15 protein-coding genes are annotated in these 12,824 nt (G+C 70.8%); 5 read left to right on the forward strand and 10 right to left on the reverse strand.

The genetic code is table 11. From position 1 onward, the window contains the following. Nucleotides 1-145: 145 nt before the first annotated feature. Nucleotides 146-1,108, reverse strand: a complete 963-nt coding sequence (locus ACIRO3_RS34975) for an alpha/beta hydrolase family protein (RefSeq protein WP_404143566.1) — start codon at nucleotides 1,106-1,108, stop codon at nucleotides 146-148. 235 nt (nucleotides 1,109-1,343) lie between these two features. Here ACIRO3_RS34975 and ACIRO3_RS34980 point away from each other — a divergent pair, with 235 nt between their 5' ends. Both ACIRO3_RS34980 and ACIRO3_RS34985 read left to right on the forward strand, forming a co-directional pair. Next, nucleotides 1,344-1,940 carry a TetR/AcrR family transcriptional regulator gene (locus tag ACIRO3_RS34980; protein WP_404143567.1) on the forward strand — a complete coding sequence of 199 codons (597 nt, stop codon included), beginning with the start codon at nucleotides 1,344-1,346 and terminating at the stop codon, nucleotides 1,938-1,940. Nucleotides 1,941-2,078: 138 nt separating this feature from the next. Continuing rightward, nucleotides 2,079-2,429 (forward strand): protease inhibitor I9 family protein, encoded by a 351-nt coding sequence (locus ACIRO3_RS34985; RefSeq protein WP_404143569.1) that lies wholly within the window; start codon nucleotides 2,079-2,081, stop codon nucleotides 2,427-2,429. Here the strand turns inward: ACIRO3_RS34985 and ACIRO3_RS34990 are convergent. The 4 genes from ACIRO3_RS34990 to ACIRO3_RS35005 form a co-directional block, all read right to left on the reverse strand. Beyond that, complete coding sequence (locus ACIRO3_RS34990; RefSeq protein WP_404143570.1) at nucleotides 2,413-3,627, reverse strand: S8 family peptidase; 1,215 nt, start codon at nucleotides 3,625-3,627, stop codon at nucleotides 2,413-2,415. The two genes, ACIRO3_RS34985 and ACIRO3_RS34990, sit on opposite strands and share 17 nt — an antisense overlap. A gap of 201 nt (nucleotides 3,628-3,828) precedes the next feature. Further along, nucleotides 3,829-5,007, reverse strand: coding sequence for an oxygenase MpaB family protein (locus ACIRO3_RS34995; RefSeq protein WP_404143572.1), 1,179 nt, complete (start codon nucleotides 5,005-5,007; stop codon nucleotides 3,829-3,831). Nucleotides 5,008-5,070: 63 nt separating this feature from the next. Then, nucleotides 5,071-6,144 (reverse strand): polyprenyl synthetase family protein, encoded by a 1,074-nt coding sequence (locus tag ACIRO3_RS35000; protein ID WP_404143574.1) that lies wholly within the window; start codon nucleotides 6,142-6,144, stop codon nucleotides 5,071-5,073. Then, complete coding sequence (locus ACIRO3_RS35005; protein WP_361783334.1) at nucleotides 6,137-6,496, reverse strand: hypothetical protein; 360 nt, start codon at nucleotides 6,494-6,496, stop codon at nucleotides 6,137-6,139. Before ACIRO3_RS35005 ends, ACIRO3_RS35000 begins: the two co-directional genes overlap by 8 nt. 131 nt (nucleotides 6,497-6,627) lie before the next feature. On the opposite strand from ACIRO3_RS35005, the gene ACIRO3_RS35010 reads away from it, so the two are divergent. The 3 genes from ACIRO3_RS35010 to ACIRO3_RS35020 all read left to right on the forward strand — a co-directional run bounded on the left by ACIRO3_RS35010 (nucleotide 6,628) and on the right by ACIRO3_RS35020 (nucleotide 8,364). Further along, nucleotides 6,628-6,936 carry a DUF3253 domain-containing protein gene (locus ACIRO3_RS35010; protein WP_404143576.1) on the forward strand — a complete coding sequence of 103 codons (309 nt, stop codon included), beginning with the start codon at nucleotides 6,628-6,630 and terminating at the stop codon, nucleotides 6,934-6,936. Nucleotides 6,937-7,087: 151 nt separating this feature from the next. Continuing rightward, nucleotides 7,088-7,498, forward strand: a complete 411-nt coding sequence (locus tag ACIRO3_RS35015; protein WP_404143578.1) for a DUF4190 domain-containing protein — start codon at nucleotides 7,088-7,090, stop codon at nucleotides 7,496-7,498. Nucleotides 7,499-7,959: 461 nt separating this feature from the next. Continuing rightward, the gene (locus tag ACIRO3_RS35020) at nucleotides 7,960-8,364 is read left to right on the forward strand and encodes a transglycosylase SLT domain-containing protein (RefSeq protein ID WP_267829311.1); all 405 of its coding nucleotides are present in this window, start codon (nucleotides 7,960-7,962) and stop codon (nucleotides 8,362-8,364) included. A 189-nt stretch (nucleotides 8,365-8,553) separates the two neighbouring features. Here ACIRO3_RS35020 and ACIRO3_RS35025 read toward each other — a convergent pair whose 3' ends face one another. The 5 genes from ACIRO3_RS35025 to ACIRO3_RS35045 form a co-directional block, all read right to left on the reverse strand. Beyond that, nucleotides 8,554-9,054 (reverse strand): CAP domain-containing protein, encoded by a 501-nt coding sequence (locus ACIRO3_RS35025; protein WP_361783322.1) that lies wholly within the window; start codon nucleotides 9,052-9,054, stop codon nucleotides 8,554-8,556. A 177-nt stretch (nucleotides 9,055-9,231) separates the two neighbouring features. Further along, nucleotides 9,232-9,774, reverse strand: a complete 543-nt coding sequence (locus ACIRO3_RS35030) for a GNAT family N-acetyltransferase (RefSeq protein WP_361783319.1) — start codon at nucleotides 9,772-9,774, stop codon at nucleotides 9,232-9,234. A 156-nt stretch (nucleotides 9,775-9,930) separates the two neighbouring features. After that, the gene (locus ACIRO3_RS35035; RefSeq protein WP_366001584.1) at nucleotides 9,931-10,620 is read right to left on the reverse strand and encodes an aspartate/glutamate racemase family protein; all 690 of its coding nucleotides are present in this window, start codon (nucleotides 10,618-10,620) and stop codon (nucleotides 9,931-9,933) included. Nucleotides 10,621-10,755: 135 nt separating this feature from the next. Next, nucleotides 10,756-11,415 carry a hypothetical protein gene (locus tag ACIRO3_RS35040; RefSeq protein ID WP_404143580.1) on the reverse strand — a complete coding sequence of 220 codons (660 nt, stop codon included), beginning with the start codon at nucleotides 11,413-11,415 and terminating at the stop codon, nucleotides 10,756-10,758. 120 nt (nucleotides 11,416-11,535) lie between these two features. Then, on the reverse strand, nucleotides 11,536-12,819 hold the full coding sequence (locus tag ACIRO3_RS35045) for an MFS transporter (RefSeq protein ID WP_404143581.1): 1,284 nt from the start codon (nucleotides 12,817-12,819) through the stop codon (nucleotides 11,536-11,538). Nucleotides 12,820-12,824 lie beyond the last annotated feature (5 nt).

Genomic DNA, 12,824 nt, shown 5'->3' on the forward strand with positions numbered 1-12,824 from the left:
AGGAAGCCACTGCGGCCCGGTGGTCCGCCCGGTCGATGCCGGGCCGTTCGTGGGGTCGAGGTTCGCGCGATCAGGGCCGCAGGGCCCCGATGGTGGGCGGGTGGGACGCTCGTGTGCCTCCCTGCCGCCGTCTCCACGCGGTCGGCTACTTGGACTCGGCTCGGCCGACCGGGCGGGGGCCGGTCGTCAGCGCCTCGCACTCCGTCTGCCAGTCGTGGTTGCCGGGCTGGAACCGGCTGTGCAGGTACGCCGAGGTGAGGCGTGCCAGGGCGGCGACCCGTTCGGGGTTCTCGTCGGTGGTTTCGTCGGCGTCGTATCCGGCGATCCCGCCGAGTCCGTGCTCCGCGTCGAACAGGGTGAGCAGGCTCTTGGGCGCGGGGGAGAGGTGGTAGGGGTCCGCGTGCCAGTCGGGGCCGATGTCGGTGAAGTGCCGGGAGTCGTCCTTGTCGCCGGCGACGACCAGGGCGGGTGTGGTCATGGTGGAGAAGTCGGTGCCGTGGAGGATCGACACCCGCTCGGCCATGAACCCGTTGAGGATGTCGCCGCCCCTGCCGGGCGCGGCCAGCAGCACCCCCGCCTTGATCCGGGGCTCGATCAGGTTCACCACTTCCCCGGTGTCGGGGTCGGTGATCCGGGCGCCGAGCAGGAGACCGGCGGTCCATCCGCCGAGGGAGTGTCCGGCGACGGCGATCTTGTCGTGGTCGATCCGGCCGGCCAACCGCGGCACCGTGTCCTCGATCGTGTCGAGCCGGTCGAGGATGTGCGTCATGTCCCGGGCTCGAGAGCGCCAGAAGAACGGGGCTCCCGGGGCGTCGGCGAGCCGGTCGCCCAGCGTCCGGGAGCTGAGGTGAGTGGGCTGGATGACGACGAACCCGGCCGCCGCCCAGAGGTTGGCGATCGGTGCGTAGCCGTACAGGGAGGAGAGGAAGTTCGAGCCTCCGTGACCGTGGGACAGGAGGATGACGGGAAGACCCGTCCCCGACACGGGTGCGGTGACGCGGACCTGGAGGTCCACGGGGCGCCCGGATACGCGTAGCACCACCGGGCTGTACGACAGGACCGGGGCGGGCGGGCACAACGTTTCGGTGGTGACGGTGGATGCGCTCATGATGCGAGGTTCCCTTCTGAGAGGCCATGCCGACTGTTGGCGCCGGTCTCCTCGGACCGAGGCCGGACCGGGGCCGGACCAAGGCCGGACCGACGCCGGATCGAGGAGACCGGGGCAGGGCGAGGCGGCCGCGGCCGTGCCTGGCGGCGGCCCGCTTGGGCTATCCTGAAACGGAGCACTGCTCCGATTAATATGCGGAGCGCTGCTCCGTTTTGTCAAGCGGAAGGAGAGCGTGATGCCCCCCCAGAGCCCCGTTGAGAAGACGCCGCCCCGCAGCAAACGGGCCGATGCGCTGCGCAACCAGGAGGCGGTGCTCGGCGCCGCCGCCGAGGTGTTCGTCACCTCCGGCGTCGACGCGCCGATCCGCCAGATCGCCGCCCGGGCGGGCGTCGGGATGGCCACGATCTACCGCCACTTCCCGACCCGGGCGGATCTCGTCACCGCCGTCTACCGCCACCAGATCGAGGCGTGCGCCGAGGCCGGCCCCCACCTGCTGGCCACCGCCGATACCCCGCTGGCCGCACTGCGCCAGTGGATCGACCTCTTCGTCGACTTTCTCGTCACCAAGCACGGGCTCGCCGACGCCCTGCAGTCCGACAGCAATCGCTTCGCAGCGCTGCACACCTACTTCCTCGCCCGCCTGATGCCCGTCTGCGCCGAACTGCTCGACGCCGCCGTCGAAGCGGGTGACATCAGGCCCGGTACGCGGCCCTACGAGTTGATGCGGGGCATCGGCAACCTCTGCATCGGACGCGACAGCGACCCGCGCTACGACCCTCGCCGCTTGATCGACCTGCTCCTCCAGGGGCTGAGGCAACCCCAGAAGCCCTGATCGCCCTGACCGGTCGGGTGGCCGGGAGCCTCCGGCGACACGCCGGCCCGGTACGGGTGACGCGGGCGGATGTTCAAGGCGAGGGGCGCGGTGGCCGAAGGAGGGGGTGGCAGTCGTCCCCTCACCCAGGAGTTCCCCGTGCGCCGTTCGTCTGTGATCCTGCGTCCCGCCCTGGCCGCCGCCCTGCTGCTCGCCGCTCCCGTCGCGCTGGCGCCCGCCGCGTACGCCCACCACGGCGTCCAGGAGACGGGGGAGCGCACGGCGTACATCGTCACCCTCGCTCCCGGCGCCGATCCCGAGCGGGTCATGCGCGAGACCGGCGTCACGGACGCCCGGTACGTCTACCGCAGCGCGGTGCGCGGCTTCACCGCCGACCTGGACCGGCGGCAGCTGGCGGCACTGCGGGCGCGCCCCGACGTCATGACCGTCGAGCGGGACGGCGAGGCCGTCGGGACGCCGGTGGAGGAGGGGACTACAGACCGTTCGTGAAGAGCAGCTCGTTGGGGCTGCTCTTGCTGACGGCGCTCAGAACGTCCTTGGTGGACTCGGCGGACAGGAACTCGGCCACCTCCGCGGCCGGCGCGGCCGGGTGTGCCTGCTTGTAGAGCGCGGCGACGCCGGCGGCGTGCGGGGAGGCCATGGAGGTGCCGTTCAGGGAGACCGTGCCACCACCGAGCTTCGCCGAGACGATGTCCTCGCCAGGTGCGTAGATCTCCAGGCACGTGCCGTAGTTGGAGAAGGAGGTCTCCTCGTCCCACCGGTTGGACGCCCCGACCGTGTACACGCGGTCGGCGGAGGCCGGGGAGACCTGGCAGGCGTCCTTGGAGTCGTTGCCGGCCGCGATGACGGGGAGGACGCCCGCGTCGGACAGCGCGGTGGCGGCGTTGTTGAGGGTCGCGGACCTGTCCCCGCCGAGGGAGCCGTTCAGCACGGCCGGCTGCTTGGCGTTGCGCAGCACCCAATCCAGTCCGGCGATCATCCCCGAGTACGAGCCCCGGCCGTCGCAATCGAGGACACGGACGCTGACGAGGTCGGCCTTGCGCGCCACCCCGTACGTCTTGCCGGCGACGGTCCCGGCCACGTGCGTGCCGTGACCGTTGCAGTCCTGGCCCTGACGGCCGTCGCCGACCGCGTCGAAGCCGAAGGCGGCCCGGCCGCCGAACTCGTCGTGGGCGTAGTCGATGCCGGTGTCGAGGATGTACGCGGTCACCCCGGCGCCGTTGCCCTGGGGGGTGAACTGGCCGTCGCCCCGGCCGTTGGCCTTGTCCCACTCCCGCTGGTCGATCCGATCCAGACCCCAGGACCTGGACGGAGCCCGGGTGCCCGGCGCGGTGACCGGGTGCGGCGGAGCCATCACCCTGACGTCCTGTTCCACCCCCTTCACGCCCGGGTTCGCCCGGACGATGTCCAGCTGGAGCTTGTCGAGCGGGGCGGCGAAGCCGTTGATGGCCTTGCCGTAGACGAACGTCGGCTTCAGCTTCAGCCGCTGCGTGAGCTTGGCCGCGTCCACGCCCGCCCCGAGCGTCACGATGTAGGTGCCGGGCACCCCGTTGGCGGCTGCCGTGGTCAGCGGCGCGGGGGTCGGCTCCGGGGCCGCGGGGGACTGGGACGCGGTGGCGAGGGGGGCGCCGAAGGCCAGGGCGGCGGTGACGGCGGTCGCGAGCGCGAGCTTGGTGCGTGTGGTCATGCCGGCGAGTGGATCATGCAGAAACGATCAGGGTCCACGACATCGCCCGGTGGTTCGGGCGCTGTCCGAGGCGTACCTGAATGCGCTCCGCCGAGCGGGCGCCCCGACCGACCCCGCGCCACCCCCGCCGCCGCGCGGTCGGCGGGCGGCGGGGGCCGGCGGGGGTCGGACGGCCCGGTCGTGCGGGGCCGGACGGCTCCGTCACGCGGGGGTGGGTGCCGGTGGCACCCACCGGTGGGTGCGCGGGGCCTGTGACCGTACGCCGTACTCGCCCTTGAGTTCCTCCGGGATGGCGTACTGCATGACCCGGCCGCGGGTGAGCGAGGCGAGTTCGAAGGTCGTGAGCAGGGCGCCGGCCTTGTCCAGCGCCCACTCGCCGAGCGGGCTGCTGTCCTCCACGGTCTCCAGCAGACCGAGGACGACGGGCACGGCCTTCGCCGCCGTGTCCCAGGGGCCGCGCGGGATCTCCAGCCAGTCCGCGATCGTGGGGCCGATCAGGAAACGGATGGTGGCGGGGACGATCGGGTCGAAGAGGGTGCCGGGAACCACGTCCTCGTACATCCGCATCAGCTGGTTGTTGAGCCGGACCCCGTCCTCGGAGGGGCCGAGGTTGCGACTGAGGTACAGGTCGGCGAACGCGCGGGCCTCCGTCAGGTTGTCCGGCGTGGCCGTCATGTCGCAGCCCAGGATGGAGCCCACGACCCGCCAGGCGTAGTAGTAGGCCTCTGCTCCCTCTTCGCTCATGTGGATGCCGAGGCGGTGCATGGCGTCCAGGACGAGGATCGAGAAGCAGATCTGCCCACCGATCATGTCTTCCTGGCAGAGCGGGACACCGTCCTGCGCGATGTCCCAGCGCCCGGACCTGGTGAGGTGGTGACGCACCGCCGCGTGCAGCAGCCGGACCTTCTGGGCGGCCGGGATGAACTTGCTGCCCTCCTCGAAGGCATTGGTCTGCATCAGGTAGGTGACGAACTGTCCGGTGTTCGCCATCCGGCGCGACGGATAGTCCATCGAGTGCGTCGAGGCCAGTAGCTTGGCGACGCGCGGCACCGCGTACGTCGCGGGCATCGCCGCGAAGGACAGGCCCGTGTTGATGTGCGCGGCGTTGTCCATGAAGAACAGCCGGGCGCGCTCCATGATGTCCCAGTCCACCCACTTGGGCGGCATGCCGGTGGCCTCCAGGAACGACACCGCCGACGGGGGGAGCCCCTCGGGCAGCTTGTGGCCCGCGGTGCTGAAGAAGCGCATGAGGGTGTTGAAGTCCCGCACCTCACCGCGGTCGAACATGGCGGCCACGGTCTCGTCGGCGAAGGGATCGCCCTGTTCGCGCAGCTGGTCGAGCTTCGCGTCGGTGTAGCGCGACCGGGTCTCGGTTGTCACGTCGTGCTCCTCGTATTGCTCGTGCCGGTACGGTCCCGCCCGGCGGATTGTCCACGGGGCTGTTCAGAGGGTCCGTGCGGTCGCCGAGCCGGCCAGGGCGCCGAGCGCCATCCGTACGTCCACCGGCAGTGCCACGGAGTCCAGCGCGCTCCGGGCCGTCGCCACCCGGTCGGAGATCATGTCCTCGACGCACTGGCGGGCCCCGCATTCGTCCATCAGCCGCCGCACCAGCGCGGCGTCGGACTCGTCCAGGGAGGGGTTGTCCAGGGTCTTCTCCAACAGCGCCCGGTCGTGCGCGTCCAGCAGGGCGAGCGTCGTGGCGAGCAGCGCGGTGGGCTTGCGGTCCCGAAGGTCGTCCAGGTTCGACTTGCCGGTCTCGGCGGGGTCTCCGAACGTCCCGATCAGGTCGTCACGCAACTGGAACGCCTCGCCCAGGGGCAGCCCGTACGCGGTGAAGGCAGCCATGACCCGGCGAGGCGCGCCGCCCAGAGTGGCCCCCATGTGCAGGGGACGCTCCACCGTGTACTTGGCCGTCTTGTACCGCGCGACTTCCAGCGACTCGGCAACCTCGGGTGCGTCGGAACCCGTCCGCAGGACCTCCAGGAACTCGCCCGCGACCGTCTCGCGCAGCAGCGTCGACCACAACGGGACCGTCCGCGCCACATACGCGCCGGGCAGCCCGCAGGTGGCGAAGACCTGGGCCGCGTATCCCATCAACAGATCGCCCAACATCATCGCCAGCGCGGCGGACCGCTCCTGCCGTACGACCCGGGTCCGCGCTCCGGCCCCGCCCCACCGGCCGGCACCGCCTTCGGAGAAGGCCGCATGGGCGGTGGGCACGCCGTGCCGCATACGACTGTCGTCGATGATGTCGTCATGGGTACAGGCGGCCGCGTGCACCAACTCCATGGCCGCGGCGGCCCTGATCACCCCGTCGCAGTCCGGCTGGCCCGCGGCCCGCCAGCCCCAGTAAAGGAACGCGGCCCGCATCCGCTTGCCGCGCGTCAGAGAGCTGCGCAACTGGTCACAGAGGGGGCCGAGTTCGCCGGACAGCCGTAACAGCTCGGCCTCCTCCTCGTCGACCAGCCGACGCAGGTGGGCATCGATGCGCCGCCGGAACGCCACGTCGTCATGCATGGGCGGGCCCCGTGCTCGGTGCCGTACCGGTACTGGCGGCCCGGGCCCGCCGCTCGGCGGCCCGGCGTGCCATCAGTTCCAGATAGTTGTCGTCGTCCGCCGCGACGACGCGCCGCGAGGCGAGTTCCCCCCGCGCCCGCAACTCCTTCACCCCGTCGGCGACGAGTTCGCGCAGATCCGAACGCCGCACCACGTCCTCGCCCCGGCCCGTGGCCTGTCGTACCTGGTCCAGCGCCAGATCGACGGCTCCCAGAGCGAGCAGACCGACCTCCTCCAGGGCCGCGAACGGACTCCAGGGCGCCGCTCCGCCCTGCCGAGCCTGGTCGGCCTGATCCCGCGATTCTCCGGTCATGCCCCGTACTCCTCTGCCGGTAGATCATCAAGGAACGCCCAGTCAACCGGCAGCGGAACCCCCCGCGACCCGCGATTCCCCTCCGTCCCACGTCAGAGGGATACGAATACTCCCAACGAGTGAGTTGTCCGATGAGCGGCGGTGCTCGTCCGCGCGACACTGGAAGGGTGGCGGACAACGAACGGCAGACGGACCGGCGCTTGGAACGAGCCATCCTGGAACTGCTCGAACGCCGTGCCCCGACCGCGACGATCTGCCCCTCCGACGCCGCACGGGCGGTGTACGCGGGGGATGACGACGGCTGGCGCGCGCTCATGGAACCCGCCCGCAGCGCGGCCCGGCGGCTGGTCGAGGCCGGCGAGGTGGAGATCACCCAGGCGGGCCGGCCCGTCGACCCGGCAACGGCCCGCGGCCCGATCCGAATCCGCCGCGCCCGCTGACGGGGCACACCGGGCGCGGCCGTGTCCGTCCGGCGCGGGTGAAGTGATCCGGCAAGGAGGGTTTGCGGTCGGCGGACCGTGGCAGACGGCCTGAACACCACTGCTCGGTAAAGAAGTTGTGTATCGGCCGACTCCAGGAAGGGACCATCCCATGTCCGACGCGTACCACTCCCCGAACGACACCCACGCCCACCACACACCCGCTTCCGCGCCCACCACGGGCCGGGGCGGCCTGGCCGTGGCCGCCCTGGTCACCGGCATCGCGTCCCTGCTGCTGCTCTGGCTGTGGTTCGTGGGCATTCCGCTGGCGCTGGTGGCCATCGGCCTGGGCATCGCCGCCCTCCGCAGAGCCCGCGGCGGCGCCGGCGGCCGTGGCATGGCCATCACCGGCCTGGTCCTGGGCGCCGTGACCGTGGTCATCGCGGGGATCCTGGTGGCCGTCGGCGTGTCCATCCTCAATTCCGACGAGGGCAAGGACCTGCGGTCCTGCCTGGACAGCGCCCAGACGCAGCAGGAGCAGCAGGACTGCTCGAACCGCTTCAACGACGACATGAACAACTGAGCCGGTCCCACCCACCACCAGGGCCGCCACCCTGCCCAGGGCCGCCACCCGGCCGCAGGGCCGGGTGGCGGTGGGGCGATATGGGGCGTCTTCCCGGCCCCTTGAAGGTGTACGAATGATGACATTCGGTGAGATTCGGACGCTCTGAGGGTGAGCCGCCCCATAGGACCCACGTCACATACGAGCCGCACTAGTAGCTCCGAAGGAGGCTGCCCATTCCCCTCACCGGCTTCCACCGCGGAGAAGCCCCGGGTCTCTGGGGGTCACAGGGTCCCGGGCTACGAGGGCGGGTAGCAGGAGGGGTCGTTGCCAGGCCGCCGGGGCGTCTGTAGAACTGGATGAGTCGCCAGGCGGCACGGGTGCTTCACCCGCCGCCGACGAACCCCTCTCCACCGCGTGAGTGGCTCACGCACGTCCTCGGCGTGCGGCGACCGCCCTTGTCCCCTTCGAAAGGTCTGTCCGTGTCCAACTCCGTCATCCGCCGCATCGCCGCTTCGAAGAAGTCCCTCGCGGGCACCGTCGTCGCCCTCGGTGTCGCCGGTTCCATGCTCGCCACGGTGCCCGCCCAGGCGGCCCCGACGAGCGCCAAGGCGATCGCCCAGCAGATGATCAAGGACCCGGCGCAGTTCGCGGCCTTCAACAACATCGTTTCCCGTGAGAGCGGCTGGAACCACACCGCCACGAACTCCTCCTCGGGCGCCTACGGCCTCGTCCAGGCCCTCCCGGCCTCGAAGATGTCCTCCGCCGGCTCGGACTGGAAGACGAACCCCGCCACCCAGATCAAGTGGGGGCTGGACTACATGAACTCCCGCTACGGCAGCCCCGTCGGCGCCTGGAACTTCTGGCAGGCCCACCACTGGTACTAAGCCGGTGGCAGGCAGGAGAACGCACGAAAACGCTCGGCCCGGGAACTCCCGGCCGAGCGTCTTTGCGTTCGCGGCCGCCCCGCCCCGCCCCGCCTCGCCCCGCGCCACGTACTGACGCCGTACCGCGGTCACGGTACGGCGTCAGTGCGCGCTCAGGCGCGCAGGGTGGAAACCGGGTCGCTCCGCGGGTCAGTCCGTGAACACCTGGACGACCCTGTCGCCGGCCACGGCGACGCCCGTCTTCTTGAAGGCGCAGTTCTTGATGGCGCCGGCGTGGGAGGCGCTGTTCAGCCAGCCGTCCACGTGCTTCTTCTCGTCCACATTGCCCCAGGCGATGTTCTCGGCGTGGTTGTTGAACGTTGCTCCGGCCTTCGTCAGCCGGTCGGCGATGCTGGATCCGTCCGAGCCCTTGTGGTTGGTCGTCGTGTCGTCGGCGTACTCCTGCGCTGCCGCCGTGATCTTCGGGTCAACCGTCAGGGGCGCGCAACCGGCGTCCGTGCGTGCCTTGTTGACCATTTCGAGGATCTTGCTCGGGTCGCTCGCAGTCGGGAGCACGGTGTGCGCGCCCGAGTGTGCGGACGGGGCGGCGGTGGCCGCGGTGGTGGCGCCGACGGTTCCCGCGAGTACCAGCAGGGAAGACGCACAGGCGATGGTGCACCGTCGCTGTATTCGACCAGATCCGGAAGCCATGGGGTACCTTCCTTCGTTCGGCTGGAGGTGGGGGCCCAGCCGTCACGTCACCGCTGGACCTCCAAGACCCGAGTCTGCGCCGAGGTCGGCCCACCCGCATCTTCCGACACCGAAACCGCAGGTGGGAGGCGGTGTGGGGGCGGGCGAACAGGGTCTGGGGGGCCGGGGAGGAAAGCTCTACGGGCGGGTGAGCCCCCACGTCTGCAGGCTGTAGGGACGCCCTTTCTCCTCGCCGGTGATCAGCGGTACGTCGAGCAGTTGAAACCCGGCCTTGGTGGCCACGCCGACGCTGGCGGTGTTCTCGGCCTCCAGCTCCAAGATCAGCTGCTCCGTGCCCAGTTGCTCGAAGGCGTAGGCGGACATGACCCGCACCGCGCGCGCGGCGAGTCCCCGGCCGCGGTGTGCCGGTCCGATCGCGTAGCCGACCTCGGTCCCCTCGGGGGCACGCCGCAGCATCACCTCGCCGAGCGGTGCGCCGCCGTCGAGGGTGATCGCGAGAAGGATCGTCGTACCGTCCGCCCGCAGCTGCCGGGCCCGGACCAGGCGGGCGCGGGCTGCGGCGTCATCGAAGGGGGACACGATCGGTGTCCAGTACGCGATGTCGGGGTGATCGAACAGTTCGGGCATCGCCGCCAGGTCCGTCTCCGTCCAGTCACGCAGGACGAGACCTTCTCCCGAAAGCTCGATCCGCTCCGGAAACGACGATGCAGTGCTGCTCATGATGAGGGACCTCCGTGGCCTGTTCGCGACGAGGCAGCGTAACCGTGAGCAGGCATGAGCGCACCATGATTGCCGCGGCACGCGGCACGCGGCACTCGGCACCGGCACACCGCACCGGACAGGGCCCTCGGCACGCATGCGAACGCGACGCATCCGCTAGGCGAGCGCGGCTCGTACGGCGGCCGCAGCGTGGATCCGCGCCGTGGGGAAGACGGGCACCGGACTGTCCTCGGCGCCCACCAGCAGCTCGATCTCGGTGCAGCCGAGGACGATCCCCTCGGCGCCGGCCGCCACGAGGTCCCCGATGACCTCCCGGTACGCGGTCCGGGACTCCTCCCGTACGACGCCGAGGCACAGTTCCTCGTAGATCACCCGGTGGACCAGGGCCCGCCCCTCGGCATCCGGCACGTACACGTCCAGCCCGGCCGCCGCGAGCCGCCCCCGGTAGAAGTCCTGCTCCATCGTGAACGCCGTCCCCAGCAGGCCGACCCGGTGCAGGCCCTGTGCCCGCACCGCGTCCGCGGTGGCGTCGGCGAGGTGCAGCAGCGGAATCGAGACGGCCGCCTGGACCTGGTCGGCGACCTTGTGCATCGTGTTCGTGCACAGGAGTACGAGGTCCGCGCCGGCGGCCTCCACCGACCGGGCGGCCGCCGCCAACACTTCGCCCGCCTCGTCCCAGCGGCCCCGCGCCTGGAGCTGTTCGATCTCCGCGAAGTCCACGGAGTACAGCACGCAGCGTGCCGAGTGCAGTCCGCCGAGCCGCTCGCGGGTGAACTCGTTCAGCAGCCGGTAGTACTCGGCCGTCGACTCCCAGCTCATGCCGCCGAGCAGGCCGATCGTCTTCATCGAGATGCCATCCATAAGTACGACCCTAGCAAGACGCCTATGTGTATAAGCGTCCCTATGGGGGTGCGTCGTCGAGCGCCATGGCTGCACGCCGCATCTGGACCTTCCGCTCCTGCACGGCGGACTCGGTCGTGCTCACCAGGGGCTGCGTACCCTGATGTCCAGGGCGCGGACGTGGCGTTGAGCCTGCGGGGAGAGTTTCAGCAGCAGGTCCTCGCCGAGGACGCGGTCGCGCCGCAGGATGGTGCACAGGGCGTCCAGTCCCGCCTCGGCGACCTCCAATTCCTCGTCGTTCGCGGCATGCACCAGGGCCGCCACCACGGGTCGGGAGCGCAGTCCCGCAACTGCCCTGGCCATGCGGGCGCGTTGCTCGGCGGGGACGGCGGGGTCGGCGAGTGAGCGCAGGACGGCGGCCGTGTCGCGGGAATCCTGTCGGGGCAGCACCCACAACACGAACACGAACTGCGTGGCCACGATGATCAGGTACTGCGGCAGCGCCAGGATTCCTATCGGCAGGAGCGGAACCAAGGGCAGTGCGACCATCCAGCCGCCGGGAATCCGCAGGGCGCCGCCGTCCGCCGGCTCGTACCGTCGATCGGCGAGCAGGCTGATCACGAACATGGTCGCGATCGTGAGGAGGGGGATGCCCACCAACCCCGTGCGCATGCCCAAGAGGAGCTTTGTACTTGGCAGTTGGTCGCTCGGCAGGGACACCGCGACCACGGCCGTCCAACCGCCGAGGGCCGTCAGGACGTACCGCTGCAGGGAGACGCGCATCCACCTGCCCGGACTCATCGCACCCTCCCGAGAGTGAGTGTTGCTCCCGCGGAAGGTGGATCCGCCACCGACCTGTGCACAAAGCCCCCCGACGATGATGACTTGAACGCGTTCAAGTCATCATCAGTGTAGGCCGGATCATCGGCCCGGTCGATGCCCGACCCGGTTGCCGTGTTCGGTCGTTGCCCGGTCTGCCGAGAGCTTCAGTACGACGGCGCTCACGGGGAGGACCGCGATCATCAGCGCACCACAGCCGACGAGAAGGACGGGGGCGCTCGTCCGGTCGAGGAGGAAGCCGCCCAGTGCCGCTCCGAGGGGGGACGCCGTCAGGAGCACGGCGCTGCGCGCGGCCAGGACCGTGGTGAGCGTCCCGGCGGGAGCGCGGCCCTGGATCAGGGTGATGGAGAGCGCGGAGTAGGGGCCGTAGAGGAGTCCGGCGAACGCGAAGCCGATCATGGAGGGCGCGGGTGAGTGCGTGAGGGCGAAGGGGAGCATGCCGACTCCGTGGCCCGCGATGATGCCGAGTATCGCCGGCCACAGCGGCAGCCGCCGGGCCGTACCCAGCGCGAGGGCGCCGACCACGGCCCCGACACCGAACGCGGCCCAGTAGGCGCCGAGCAGCCCCGCGCCGGCGCGGAGGTCGTGGATCACGAACAGCGGCAGGGCGACTTCGACGGGGCCGAACGCGAGGTTGAACACCCAGGTCACGACGAGCAGCCCGAGGAGTTCGGGCCGGCGGAGCAGAATGCCCAACCCCCCTCCCGCCCCGCCGGCCACCGGTACCGCCACCGGCGTGGACGAGGGAGGCAGCACCACGCGACCGACCTGGAGGGCGAGCACGGCGAATGTGACGGCGTCGAACCCGATGATCCATACCGGGGACACCGCTCCCACGAGAAGCCCCGCGAGGGCCGGGCCCGCGATGGTCGCGCTCCACAGACTGGTGCTGAGCACGCTGTTGGCCGTCAGGCGCTGATCGTCGGAGAGCAGGGGGACGAACAACGCGTGCTTGCCGGCCTTGCCCCAGGCGTGCAGCAGCGAGGAGGCGGCCAAGAGGCCGACGTACACGACCGGTGTGAGCAGCCCCGCCACGTGCGCGAGCGGAACCGCCCCCAGCAGCACGGCCCGTAACGCGGAATCGATGACCAGGAGCCGCCGTGCCGGAAGGCGCCGCATCCACCGTCCCAGGACCAGCGCGCCCAGCGCACCGGGCAGGACGTACGCGGCGACCGCGATGCCGGCCAGCGTGCCCTGGCCGCCGTCGGGCCCCAGCGCGAACGCCGACCACGCCACGGCGACGACGGACATGCCGTCACCCAGGTCGGACAACGCGAAGACCGGCAACAGCCGCCGAAAGGTACGGTCGGCGAACAACGAGCGGTAGGGCCCGGGCACCACACGTCCCGGAGTGGTTGAGAACATGCGGA

The sequence above is a fragment of the Streptomyces sp. NPDC102278 genome (assembly GCF_044766345.1).
Classification (GTDB): domain Bacteria; phylum Actinomycetota; class Actinomycetes; order Streptomycetales; family Streptomycetaceae; genus Streptomyces.

Bases quoted from the DNA above. Each gene is read 5' to 3' on its own strand.
- ACIRO3_RS34975 (WP_404143566.1), bottom strand. From the start codon at position 1,108: ATGAGCGCATCCACCGTCACCACCGAAACGTTGTGCCCGCCCGCCCCG.
- ACIRO3_RS34980 (WP_404143567.1), top strand. From the start codon at position 1,344: ATGCCCCCCCAGAGCCCCGTTGAGAAGACGCCGCCCCGCAGCAAACGG.
- ACIRO3_RS34990 (WP_404143570.1), bottom strand. From the start codon at position 3,627: ATGACCACACGCACCAAGCTCGCGCTCGCGACCGCCGTCACCGCCGCC.
- ACIRO3_RS35000 (WP_404143574.1), bottom strand. From the start codon at position 6,144: ATGCATGACGACGTGGCGTTCCGGCGGCGCATCGATGCCCACCTGCGT.
- ACIRO3_RS35005 (WP_361783334.1), bottom strand. From the start codon at position 6,496: ATGACCGGAGAATCGCGGGATCAGGCCGACCAGGCTCGGCAGGGCGGA.
- ACIRO3_RS35010 (WP_404143576.1), top strand. From the start codon at position 6,628: ATGAGCGGCGGTGCTCGTCCGCGCGACACTGGAAGGGTGGCGGACAAC.
- ACIRO3_RS35015 (WP_404143578.1), top strand. From the start codon at position 7,088: ATGTCCGACGCGTACCACTCCCCGAACGACACCCACGCCCACCACACA.
- ACIRO3_RS35025 (WP_361783322.1), bottom strand. From the start codon at position 9,054: ATGGCTTCCGGATCTGGTCGAATACAGCGACGGTGCACCATCGCCTGT.
- ACIRO3_RS35030 (WP_361783319.1), bottom strand. From the start codon at position 9,774: ATGAGCAGCACTGCATCGTCGTTTCCGGAGCGGATCGAGCTTTCGGGA.
- ACIRO3_RS35035 (WP_366001584.1), bottom strand. From the start codon at position 10,620: ATGAAGACGATCGGCCTGCTCGGCGGCATGAGCTGGGAGTCGACGGCC.
- ACIRO3_RS35040 (WP_404143580.1), bottom strand. From the start codon at position 11,415: ATGAGTCCGGGCAGGTGGATGCGCGTCTCCCTGCAGCGGTACGTCCTG.
- ACIRO3_RS35045 (WP_404143581.1), bottom strand. From the start codon at position 12,819: ATGTTCTCAACCACTCCGGGACGTGTGGTGCCCGGGCCCTACCGCTCG.